A 12,264-nucleotide genomic window follows, 5' to 3' on the forward strand; every position below is an offset into this window, starting at 1 on the left:
CTTTTTGACAAGATTGCGATATACCGGCGAACTGCACTGCGGCTACCAAAGCAGGAGCACGGCCCGACTAGCCCAAGGCATCGCCGGCCACGGAGAAGGGCGCACTTCCATCGGCCTGTCGGGAGTGAACGGCCCCGATTAGCATGTAAGCCGCCGGGACCACGAACAGCGTGAACAGCGTCCCGATGCCAAGCCCGGTAGCGATCACAAGCCCCATATTGAAGCGCGAAGCCGCGCCAGCCCCGCTGGCGACGATCAACGGTATGACCCCCAGCACCATAGCCCCTGTAGTCATCAGGATTGGCCGCAACCGAATAGCCGCCGCCTGCTCGATTGCCTCCCGCTTCGATGCGCCATTGCGCTGCAGATCGTTTGCGAACTCCACGATGAGGATCGCATGCTTGCTAATCAGGCCCATCAACGTGACAAGACCCACGTCGGTGTAGATGTTCAGCGACGCCCCGCCGAGGCCGAGACTGACGAAGACGAGCGCACCAGCAATCGACATCGGAACGGAGACGAGGATGATGCACGGATCCCGGAAGCTTTCGAACAAGGCGGCCAGTGAAAGGAAAATAATCAGAAGTGCAAAGCCGAACGTCTCGATGAAGCCGGTCGATTCCTGGACGTATTGACGGGACAGACCGCCGTAATCGATGGTGTAGCCCGCCGGCAGTGTCCTGTCGGCGAGTCCAGTCAGGAACTCAAGCGCGTCGGCCTGCGCCACGCCAGGAGCCGCTACGCCCTGAATCGTGGCGCTGTTGACCTGCTGAAAATGATTGAGCGTCTCCGGAACCGTCTTGTTCGTAATCGTCGCAATTGCCGCGAGCGGGACCGGAATGCCAGCGACGGTGGCAACATAATAATTGAGCAGCTGATCGGTATTGAGCCGGAAACGCCTCTGCACCTGCGGGATCACCTTGTAAGACCGCTGATCGAGGCTGAAATAGTTCACATAAGCGCCACTGAGCATTGTCGTCATCGCGCTACCAACATCGCTCATCTTGAGCCCGAGCTGCGCGGCCTTATCGCGGTCGATCTCGACGATCGACTGGGGATTGTCGACCTTCAGATCCGTGTCGAGGAAGATGAACATGCCGCTGTCGATTGCGGCCTTGAGAAACTTCTCGGTCGCGCCGTTGAGCCTGTCGAATGAGTCCGTAGTTTTGATTACGAATTGCACCGGCAAACCCTGGCTGCCCGGCAACGGAGGCAATTGAAACGCCGCGATCCGGGCCCCCGCAACCTCGTTCAGGCGCTGTTGAACGATCGGCTGAAGCTGGTTGCTGGTTCGGCTACGTTCATCCCATGGCTTAAGCACCATTCCGGCGACCACTCTGCCTGGTGCATTGATCTGGAATACGTGATCGGTCTCCGGATATTCCTTCATGATTTGATAGACCTGCTTTGCGTACAGCACCTTCTGCTGCAAGGTGGCATCGGGGGCCAGCGTCGATGAAGCGATCACGACTCCCTGATCCTCCTGTGGTGCAAGCTCGCTCTTGGCACTGGTGTAGAGGAAATAGATGCTGGACAAGACCAGCAGTGCGAACACCGCGGTCACAGGTAGATAGTCCAGGCTATTGTGCAGCCGTCGCAAATAGAAATTGCGCATGTCCTCAAAGCGGCGATCGATGATATTTCCGAACCACTGCTGCCACCCACGCGCCGCGCCTGGCCGGGTGAGAAGCCGCGAGCTCATCATCGGAGAGAGCGTCAGCGCGACAACAGCCGAAATAGTGACAGTTCCGACGAGCGTGAATGCAAATTCTGTGAACAACGCGCCAGTCAAGCCGCCCTGAAACGCGATCGGGACGTAGACTGAGATGAGAACCACGGTCATGGCAATGATCGGTCGGCCGAGCTCGCCCGCCGCAGCAATCGCCGCAGCGAACGAAGTCTTGCCTTGCTCCAGATGACGATTGACATTCTCGACCACGATGATGGCGTCGTCGACCACGAGCCCGATTGCGAGTACCAACGCCAGCAGAGTCAGCAGGTTAATGGAAAAGCCAAGGGCCAGCATCAGGGTAAACGCGCCGATCAGCGACAGCGGGATCGCGACCATGGGGATGACCACCGACCGCATCGAGCCAAGAAACAGGAATACGACAACATTGACGATCACGAGGGCTTCAACCAGCGTCCGCACGACGTCGCGGATCGCTGCGTGCACAAAATTGGTCGAGTCATAGACGATCTGTCCCTTGAGGCCGTTCGGAAGCGCCGCACGAATGGCCGGGAAGATTTTGTGAACCCCAGCTATGACGTCGAGCAGGTTGGCCGTTGGCGCCACCTGGATCCCGACATAGACCGCGGGCTTGCCATCGAATGCGACTTGGGTCTCGTAACTGTCGGCGCCAAGCGAAACGTCGGCGACATCCTTGAGACGCACGACTGCGCCGCTGGCCTGCTTCACGATCAGGTTGGCGAATTCGCTTTCGGTATGGAGACCCGTAGACGCCGTCAGATTGACCTCCACCATCTGACCCTTGGTAGTCCCCAAGCCCGAAATATAGTTGTTCTGAGCCAGGGCAGCCGAAACATCGGCCGATGTGAGCCCGTACGAAGCAAGCTTTCGCGGATCGAGCCACGCGCGCAAGGCGAAATTCTGCGCCCCAAGGACTTCTGCAGTCTGCACGCCCGGCACTGCCTGCAGTTTGGGTTGCACCACGCGGATGAGGTAGTCTGTGATCTGATTGCGCGCCAGAACGTTGCTGTCGAACCCGAGGTACATGGCGTCGATGGTCTGCCCCACCTGCACCGTCAGCACTGGCTGTTGCGATCCGGAAGGAAGCTGGTTGAGCACTGAACTTACCTTCGTGTTGATTTCCGTCAGCGCTTTGTCGGCGTCGTAGTTCAAGCGCAGATAGACGGTGATCGTGCTCACGCTGCTCGCACTTTGTGAGCTCATGTAGTCGATACCATTTGCCTGCGCGATTGCGTTCTCCAGGGGAGTTGTAATGAACCCGGCAATCACGTCCGGATCGGCGCCGTAGTAAGTTGTTGTGATCGTCACGACGGCGTTCTGGGTGCGCGGATATTGCAGGACCGGCAGCGAGGTCATCGCGCGCAGTCCAAGCGCAAGGATCATCAGGTTGACCACAGTGGCAAGAACCGGCCGACGAATGAAGACATCGGTAAATCTCATCGCGGCTTCACTCTTCGGACACTTGCGGGTTTGGATTGAACGGAACAGGCACCTTGTTATCGATTTTGATACGTGAACCGTTGTGGAGCTTATTCTGTCCCGCGGTCACGATGACGTCGCCAGGCTCAACTCCATCGAGCACCGCAACCTGGTCACCGCGAGTCTGCCCTGTTTTCACGAAGACCTGTCGGGCGACATATTGCCTGTTCCCCTCCCCCGTGTCCTGCCCCTTCGTCGCGACATAGACGATGTCGCCGTACGAATTGTAGTAGATCGCCGTGTTTGGCAGTGTCACGTAATGCTGAGGCGCGCCCACGTCGATTTCCACCGTCGCAAACATGCCTGGCAGCAGCTTCTCGTCGGGATTAGCGAAGATCGCTCTGACCTCGACGTTCCGGCTGGCCGTATTGACGAGCGAGTTGATCGCCAGAATCTTGCCGGTGAATTGCACGTCGGGATATGTATCGATCCCGGCTCTGACGTCTTGCCCGACCTTGATCTGCGCGAGTGCCTGTTGGGGCAGATAGAAGTCGACAAAAATGGGATCTAGCTGCTGTAGCGTCACGATCGGCGTGCCGGGCGCGATATACTGGCCGAGATCGACCTGACGTATGCCTAGTCGGCCCGAAAATGGTGCCTTAATCGATTTGTATCCGACCAACGCTTGCTGCTGCGCAACCTGTGCCTCTGCGCTTTTTAGCGTCGCAAAGTCGGTGTCGGCCGTTTGCCGACTGACGGCATCAGACTTCAAGAGGTGGCTGTCGCGGTCGTAGTTGAGCTGCGCGAGTGCTTCGGTCGCCTTGAGCGATTCCAGATGCGCGATGTCGTCGGCAGCCTCGAGCTCAACCAGCAACGCTCCCTTCTCGACTTTTGCACCGGACTGAAATCGGATCGCTTTGACGATACCAGCAACCTGCGCACTGAGATCGGCTCCCCTTTCCGCCCTCACGCTGCCAACAGCGTCCAGCCGCGTCTGCCAGGCTTGCGTGGCGGCGGTGATGGTCGAGACCGTTTGCGGCGGGTCGCGCAAGCCGGCAATCGCCTTCTGGATCATTCGAGCCTTAAATGCCTGAAAACCGACCACCGCCGCGAAAGCCGCGCCAACTAGCACAAGCATTATGGCCATTCGTCGAAACATCTGCGCACTCGGGAGAACACGAGGAATTTCGATAACGCAGGTGCGACGCTCCAGGTCGCAACGCTCTCGCAGATTTGTCTCGCAGCGCCCAGCTCTAGGCCAGACATGGCGCACGCCTTGCGCATTGCCGGTTCGCCTCACTTCCGCCGACACAGCAGTGCTGGTGCCTCGAAGCCCGTGAACTGGTTCTCCCGATCCGCGCGGGTGCGCTCCGGTCTGACGGAGCGGCCCTCCTTGGTTAGTTTTCGGAGCGCTTGGTACGTTGCCGTACCATCTTCTGCACAGTTGGCCAAGCGTCCCATGGTCGGGCCACTTCGAACAACTAGATTGTCTGCGGGAGGTAGGCACGGACCAAGGGAGACGCACCATGATGCGCGCTCGCATGATCATACTGCTCTCAAGTCTTTCGCTGTTGGTACCGCAGATGGCCGTTGCGGCGTCCGACAAGGTGGTCATTGGTGACATAGACGACATGTCAGGCGTCTATGCTGATGTGATCGGACCTGGCGGCGAGACCGCCGCCAGAATGGCGATCGACGATTTTGGAGGCAACATACTCGGCAAGAAAATCGAGCTGCTTGTCTCTGATCATCAAAACAAACCAGACCTTGGTTCGCAAAGCTTTCGTGAATTTGTGGACCGGGACGGTGTGACGATGGTTCTCGGCGGCTCAAACACGGGGGTTAACCTTGCGATGGCTACCATCGCAAAGGAAAAGAAAACCCCCTTCTTCTCTATCGGCGCGGCTGGTGCCTCCCTTACCGGAAAAGACTGCACGCCATATACGGTACACTACGCATACGATACGACAGCGCTCGCGAACGGGACTGCGAGCACGGTTGTCAAGGACGGCGGCAAGTCCTGGTTCTTTGTAACAGCCGATTATGCCTTTGGCACCCAGCTACAGCAGGCAGCGTCGAAGGTTGTCGAAGCCAACGGAGGAAAGGTGGTCGGTTCAGTCCGGGTGCCGCTGGGGACCTCCGATTTTTCAAGTTATCTACTTCAGGCCCAGAGCTCCGGCGCGCATGTGCTGGGGCTTGCAAACGCCGGCGAGGATTTTACGAACTCAATCAAGGCCGCCAACGAATTTGGAATCGCCCGGACCATGAAGCCGGCGGCGCTGCTGGCTTTCATTACCGATATCCACGCCCTCGGGCTAAGCACCGCTCAAGGTCTCTACCTCACGACTGGCTGGTACTGGGACCTTAACGACAAAACCCGTGCATTTTCCAAGCGCTTTTTTGAACGCACCGGACGCGAGCCGACGATGACGCAAGCCGCGTATTATTCGGCGACGCTCACCTACTTGAACGCTGTAAAGGCTGTCGGATCAACTGATCCGGACAAGGTCATGGCACAGCTCCGAAGAACAAAGATCAACGACATGTTCACGTCCGGTGGAGTGATCCGTCCAGATGGGCTTATGGAGCATGAAATGTACATCATGCAGGTCAAAACACCGGTACAATCGAAGTACCCGTGGGACTACTACCGTCTGGTTCGTGCGATTCCCGGAGATCAGGCCTTTGGGGCGCTTCCTGACAGTGCCTGTCCGCTGCTGAGCCACTAGCTCAACTTTTACAGTTCGCCGGAGTTCTCCTGAACTCAAAGGGGTCTCGTTCGAGTCGAAATATCGGTAAGCTTGGCCGGGCCTGAATTTGACAGTTCACACCACCGAGAAAAAGAGGAGGCAGATCGCGAGCGACTCCAGTATGCGGCTCGCCCGATAAGTCAGCAACATTTGGGTGTTGAGATCACCAACGGGCCACCGCAGATCGCGCTGGTTTCCGATTGAACTTTGTTCTGCGATTTGGATCAATCCCAGCTCTCTCGGCCACTCACACTCCAGCACATAAATTCTCGCGTCGGCTGCATGAGCCGCCGGCGTCCAGCTGGCGCTGTATCCTACGCGAGTTGGTGATTCCGAATCTGCACCATCGATGATGTGATCCAGACCTGACCACTCCATCTAAGGTCTACTAACCTTAATCGAAACCTTCGATCGGCCAACGCATTCATATGACAGGGCCCATTTCTTGACAGGGGGTTGGTGCGCAGGTGCCGCTCATGGCAACACTCGACGTCGACATCCCCTCACGCTCCGCATATCGAGTTCGACTTCGCAGCGAGATCAGCTCTTGCGCTCTAGGGAGTGCGATCGAACGGCACGTAGTTCACGGATTTCTTGCCTACATCGACGCCCTCACCGCCCGCGGAATCGACTTCGTCGTCCGTCCGTTCGGCGCGACCATTTTTGATAGTTGCAAGGATCGCATCGGCTGTAAGTCGGCTTCAGTATCGATGCTCTTGCTACTGGGATGGGCCACCTTCGCGGTGACACTGCACGTGAGGCATGAGACCATCGGCGTCTGGTGCGCCGTAATCCTCACGTTGGTGCCGTTCGTTCGAGATCGGTCACCTCACCGAACTGAAAGCGAAAACAGGAGGCACCGAAGATGAGCACAAGAAACATCTCGCGTGTCACGAGACGTAGGTTCGTGAAGCAAGCGGGGCTTGCACTGGCTGCTGCCCCATTGATTTCCGCGCCATTCGTGACACAAGCGTTAGCGGATACCAAGGCGCTGTCCATCGTGCAATGGAGCCATTTCGTCCCCGAATACGACAAGTGGTTCGACGCATTCGCTAAGGACTGGGGCGACAAGAACAAACTTTCAGTCACCGTCGACCACATTCCGGTCGGGAATATTGCTGCACGTGCGGCTGCCGAAGCCTCCGCCGGAGCGGGTCACGACATCTTCGGATGGAACGGCTCCGGCGGCGCACATCTCTATCGCAAATTCCTGGTCGATCTGACTAGTCTGGTCGATGCGACCGAGAAGAAGTACGGCGAGATTTCCACCATCGGCCGCCAGATAGGCTATAACCAGGACGACAAGACCTGGTCGGCTTTCCCTGATTTCTACATCAGCTTCCCATCCATGTATCGCAAGAGCATGTGGGACGAGATCGGAGTAGCGCCGGATACCTGGGACAACGTGCGCAAAGGCGGCGCCAAGCTGAAGACCAAAGGTCATCCGGTGGGCATTTCGCTCGGCCATAGCAATGACCCGAACACAACCTGGCGCGGCCTATTGTGGGCGTTCGGTGGCGCGCTGCAAGACGAGTCTGGCAAGAAGGTCGTGCTCGACAGCAAGGAGACCCTTGAAGCCGTCAAGTTCGTGGCGGCGCTGTACAACGAGGCTATGACGTCAGAAGTGCTGTCATGGGACGATTCCAGCAACAACCGCTATCTTGCTTCCGGCGTCGGCTCGATGATCATCAACCCGATCTCGGCCTACCGGACGTTTCAGAAAAGTAATCCGAAAGGAGCGGACGACACTTTCGTGATGGTGCCGCCGAAGGGACCGGCGCGCCAGATCATGGGCGGCTCGGCGGAGTACTACGGTATCTGGAAGTTCGCCAAGAATCAGGAAGGCGCGATCGAGTTCCTCAAGTACTACGCCGACCATTGGCCCGAGGCCTTCAAGGCAAGCGAAGGCTATAACAACCCGTGCTTCGCCAACCTCGTACCGAAGCCGATGCCGATCCTGTCAAATGACCCCACCTCGACACCCAGCGACAAGTTGGCGATGCTCCAAGGCTCGGACGCGTGGTCGGCCGCTCCTGGTTATCCCGGGCCGTCGTGGCCCGCCGTCGACGAGGTCTATAACGACTTTGTCATCTGCGACATGATGGCGAAGGCGGCGGTGGGCCAGCTGTCCGCAGAGGAAGCGGTCAAATGGGCCGCACAGCAAAGTGAAGCTGTCTTCAAAAAATGGCAGGGCAGCTAGGGCTACTGCGGATCGCGCACGCGCGCGGCCGAGATGGGGCGAACAAGATGACGGGAGGCTCTCCGATCGGCGGGGAGCGCACCGCTATCCAGCGGAGATCCGAAAGATCAATGGCCGAAGTTCTTGCCAAAGACATCGTCAAGTCGTTTGGGGGCGAAGCGCCAGCCGTCAACGGAATCACCTTGGCGGTACCTGACGGGGAGTTCATGGTGCTGCTCGGGCCCTCAGGTTGCGGTAAAACGACGCTGCTGCGGATCATCTGTGGCCTCGAAAAGCAGACCAGCGGCGACCTTCTGATCGACGGCCGCATCGTAAACGAGATACCCCCACGCGCTCGCGGCGTGGCGATGATGTTCCAGAGCTATGGCCTCTATCCGCATTACACGGTGCGGAACAACATCTCTTTCCCGCTGCGTACGCAGCGAGTTCCAACAGTCGCAATCGACAAGAAAGTCGAGTGGGCCTCGCAGCTGCTAGGCATCGGGCATCTGCTCGAGCGACGGCCGCGCCAACTGTCTGGCGGGGAGCGTCAGCGCGTTGCTTTGGCGCGCGCTCTCGTCCGAGAACCGACCGCGCTGCTGCTCGACGAACCGCTTTCCAACCTGGATGCCAAGTTGCGCACATCGGCCCGCCAGGAGATCAGACAATTTCAGCAACGCGTCGGGCTCACCACAATCTATGTGACACATGACCAGGTCGAGGCAATGGGGATGGGCGACCGCATCGCCGTCATTGATAAGGGGAAGATTCGCCAAGTGGGAACACCGGTAGAGATCTATAACGATCCCGCCGATCTCTTCGTCGCGACCTTTGTCGGCGCGCCGCCCATGAACATCGTGACTCGTAAGGGCGGCGGGTATCTAGGTTTCCGTCCTGAAAACTTCCTGCCGAGGGCGATGGTCGAAGATGAAAGTGCGGCCGAATTTTCGTTCCGGGTGGATCGCTCAGAATATCTCGGCTCGGAGCGGATCGTCTACGGGGTGATGGAAGGCTTCGATTCGGGGCAGCCGATCACCGCCAAGCTGCCCGGCGCCCACGTCGCCGAGGCAAGTATCCGCACCGGCGAGTGGCACGCATTCGCAGTGAACAGGAACTCGCTTCGGTACTTCAATGGCAACGGCAACCGAATCACTCCCCATTGAACGGACTTTCCTCCATGGCCGTCATCACTGAAACAATCCCCAGACCAGCCTCCCGGCTTCGATTCCTGCTGGACCGACGCGATCTGCTCGAAGTGGTCCTGATCGCACCGGCGATCCTCTATGTTCTTTTGCTGGTTGGATTGCCGCTGCTGCTGGCAATCTATTACTCGGTCAGCGCTTACACCATCTACAATCCGACCTGGCGCTTTGTCGGGCTGGCGAACTTTGAGCAGATCATCCAAGACCCTACCTTCACCCATACATTGGTCAATACGTTCATCTTCACCTTCGGATCCCAACTGCTCGGGTTGGTGCTCGGAAAGTTCGGCGCCTTCCTGTTGCTGCGGCCATTCCCCGGACGAAAACTTGTGCGGGCGCTGATCATCCTGCCCTTCGCGGTGCCGGTTGCGCTCGCGACCATCGCCTGGCGTTGGATGTTCGATTCGCTCTACAGCGTCATCACCTGGACGTTGATTGCTATGGGGCTCGTCGACCGCGCAAACGCGCCGAACTGGCTTGGCGATCCTCATCTGGCGATGTTATGCGTGATCATCATTAATGCTTGGCGTTTTTTTCCATTTGCCATCGTGATCTTCCTCGCCGGCATCACCGCGGTTCCGCAGGATGTGCTCGATGCCGCGACGATCGACGGCGCCGGCTTTTGGCGCCGTAACTACCAGATTATCCTGCCGATGATTCTGCCTATCGTCGCGATTGGCCTGATTTTCGGCATCGTGTTCACGTTTACCGACCTGTCGATCGTTTTTCTACTGACCCAAGGCGGCCCAGTCGGAGCGACTTCGGTGCTGGGTTTTGCGGGCTTCCAGACGGGCATCGTCTCAGGCGACATTTCGCATGGCGCGGCCATCTCTCTGTTTATGTTGCCGGTGCTCCTGATCGTTGTCGTTTTTATGCTTCGCTTCATTCGTCGCCGGGAGATCTGAAATGCGCCCCGCGATTTCCCGCTCGCTAGGTCAGGTCGCGTTCTTTACCGCATTGGCATTTTTCGTAATCCTTGCAGCGTTCCCGTTCTACTGGATGCTGATCACCGCATTCAAACCGAACAGTGACCTCTACAACCTCAGCAATAACCCGTTCTGGTTCAATCAACGACCGACGCTCGATCATGTGATGTACCTCTTCAAGGAGACGTTGTTCGCACGTTGGTTGTTAAACTCGCTGCTCATCGGCGTCTGTGTCGTCATGATCACTCTCGTCACTGCGGTGCCCGCGGGTTATGCCCTCGCCCGCATGACGAGTCGAAGGGGAGAGACGTTCGGCATCGCGATCTTCCTGACGTATCTCGTACCGCCAACCTTGCTGTTTCTGCCGCTATCCCGAATCATCGCCGAACTCGGCCTGCAAAATTCGATGTGGTCATTGGTGCTGGTCTATCCGACGTTCACGATCCCGTTCTGCTCATGGCTACTGATGGGATTCTTCAAGGCACTGCCGGTCGAGATCGAGGAAGCAGCGATCGTCGACGGCTGCAGCGTGTTCGGCGCGTTCATCAAGATGGCCGTTCCGCTGTCTGTGCCGGCTATCCTGACCGTGGTGATCTTCACTTTCACCCTGACCCTGCAGGAGTTCGTCTATGCACTGACCTTCATCTCATCGTCCGACCAGAAGCCGATCACCCTAGGCGTATCGACCGATCTGATCCGTGGCGATGTGTTTTTCTGGGGCGAGATTATGGCTGGCGCCTTGATCGCCGCTGCCCCGGTGGCTATCGCATACAATCTGTTCCTGGATCGCTTCATTTCCGGCATCACCGGGGGGGCCGTCAAATAACCATGGCTGCGGCGAACATCTCAACGCCGGAGGCTGAATCCCAACCTTCCTGTCCCACACCGGTTTGGCGCACCGCGCTGTCCCGGTTCTGCCACTTCTGGATCAGGAAGGCCATCGACAACGTCACGATGGTCGTGCCGGTGTTGATGACGAGCTGCCAAGTGTCGGAGAAGTGGAACAGAGGTCGGGCACGGTGAGGACCACCGCGCAAGCCAGGAAAAAGGTGGAAGCGCGCCCGGCCCGCTGCGATGCCTTGTTTGCAACGGATGCGAGCAGTCCGGTTGGCGTGCCGCTCGCTTTCCGGACGGTTTTGCTGCATGCCGCCCTCCCTAGCCGCCTAAAGGCTCCCCCGACTGCACTCGGCACGTATCAGCCGCCGCTCGCGAATCCCGGGTAGAGGCTCATTCCTCCGTCTACGAAGAGCGTGGTGCCGGTCACGTAGTCGGCTGCATCCGAAGCGAGCCAGGCCACCGCCTGCGCGATGTCCTCCGGCTCTCCGATGCGCTTGTACGGCACCAAGGACATCAACCGTTCGTAGTCCTCCGGGGTCTCCCATGCGGGACGATTGATGGGCGTGCGAATGGCGCCCGGCGCTACGCCGTTGGCGCGGATCGCCAAGGGGGCGACTTCCTGGGCGATGCTTCGCATCAACTGCATCACGCCGCCCTTGGAAGAAGCGTAGTTGACGTGACCCGCCCAGGGGATCTCCTGGTGGACCGAGCTCATGAAGACGAGCTTGCCGGCGGCGGCCGAGATCTCGCCGACTACCCCGCGCCTCATGAATTCCCGGACGGCCTCCCGGGCGCAGAGGAATTGGCCTGTGAGGTTCACGCCGATCACCTTGTTCCACTGATCGAGCGTCAGGCGATCAAAAGCAGCGTCACGCTGCAGTCCAGCATTGTTCACCAGGATGTGCAACGTTCCGAAATGGTCGATGGCCTGTGCGAACATCGACTTCACTTGCTCCTCGTCGCTCACGTCCGCCTTGATCGACATCGCCCGCCGACCGGAGGCCTCGATCGTGTGGGCGACCTCTTCCGCTGCTGCGGGATCGACGAGGTAGTTGACCACCACGTCGGCACCGCTTGCCGCTAGTCCGAGCGCGACCGCCTTTCCGATTCCGGAGTTCGCTCCGGTGACCAGCGCCGGCTGGCGTTCGAGCACGACCGGGAAGCGGCTGGCCGGATGCTCGGGAGCGATCGCTGTTGGCGTGGAGGCCGGGGCTGCTGCCTCATTCATGCGTTCCTCCCT

8 protein-coding genes and 1 pseudogene are annotated in these 12,264 nt (G+C 58.6%); 5 read left to right on the forward strand and 4 right to left on the reverse strand.

The genetic code is table 11. The features are described from left to right. Positions 1 to 67 precede the first annotated feature (67 nt). Positions 68 to 3,151 carry an efflux RND transporter permease subunit gene (locus tag AC0L3S_RS27960; RefSeq protein ID WP_473282685.1) on the reverse strand — a complete coding sequence of 1,028 codons (3,084 nt, stop codon included), beginning with the start codon at positions 3,149 to 3,151 and terminating at the stop codon, positions 68 to 70. Positions 3,152 to 3,158: 7 nt separating this feature from the next. Next, positions 3,159 to 4,268, reverse strand: a complete 1,110-nt coding sequence (locus AC0L3S_RS27965) for an efflux RND transporter periplasmic adaptor subunit (RefSeq protein WP_473282687.1) — start codon at positions 4,266 to 4,268, stop codon at positions 3,159 to 3,161. A 391-nt stretch (positions 4,269 to 4,659) separates the two neighbouring features. On the opposite strand from AC0L3S_RS27965, the gene AC0L3S_RS27970 reads away from it, so the two are divergent. The 5 genes from AC0L3S_RS27970 (at position 4,660) to AC0L3S_RS27990 (ending at position 11,013) form a co-directional block, all read left to right on the forward strand. Continuing rightward, complete coding sequence (locus AC0L3S_RS27970) at positions 4,660 to 5,859, forward strand: ABC transporter substrate-binding protein (RefSeq protein ID WP_369726493.1); 1,200 nt, start codon at positions 4,660 to 4,662, stop codon at positions 5,857 to 5,859. 886 nt (positions 5,860 to 6,745) lie between these two features. Continuing rightward, positions 6,746 to 8,080: an extracellular solute-binding protein gene (locus tag AC0L3S_RS27975; protein WP_085350417.1), complete on the forward strand. Its 1,335-nt coding sequence runs from the start codon at positions 6,746 to 6,748 to the stop codon at positions 8,078 to 8,080. A 110-nt stretch (positions 8,081 to 8,190) separates the two neighbouring features. Further along, complete coding sequence (locus AC0L3S_RS27980; RefSeq protein ID WP_473282689.1) at positions 8,191 to 9,222, forward strand: ABC transporter ATP-binding protein; 1,032 nt, start codon at positions 8,191 to 8,193, stop codon at positions 9,220 to 9,222. 14 nt (positions 9,223 to 9,236) lie between these two features. Beyond that, on the forward strand, positions 9,237 to 10,166 hold the full coding sequence (locus AC0L3S_RS27985) for a carbohydrate ABC transporter permease (RefSeq protein ID WP_473282691.1): 930 nt from the start codon (positions 9,237 to 9,239) through the stop codon (positions 10,164 to 10,166). A 1-nt stretch (position 10,167) separates the two neighbouring features. After that, positions 10,168 to 11,013, forward strand: coding sequence for a carbohydrate ABC transporter permease (locus AC0L3S_RS27990; protein ID WP_085350414.1), 846 nt, complete (start codon positions 10,168 to 10,170; stop codon positions 11,011 to 11,013). A 64-nt stretch (positions 11,014 to 11,077) separates the two neighbouring features. Here AC0L3S_RS27990 and AC0L3S_RS27995 read toward each other — a convergent pair. Then, positions 11,078 to 11,289 (reverse strand): annotated as a pseudogene (locus tag AC0L3S_RS27995) (low affinity iron permease family protein); the annotation flags it as partial. Between the two features lie 93 nt (positions 11,290 to 11,382). Beyond that, complete coding sequence (locus AC0L3S_RS28000; protein WP_473282693.1) at positions 11,383 to 12,252, reverse strand: SDR family oxidoreductase; 870 nt, start codon at positions 12,250 to 12,252, stop codon at positions 11,383 to 11,385. Positions 12,253 to 12,264 lie beyond the last annotated feature (12 nt).

The sequence above is a fragment of the Bradyrhizobium sp. Ken01 genome, from assembly GCF_055807355.1.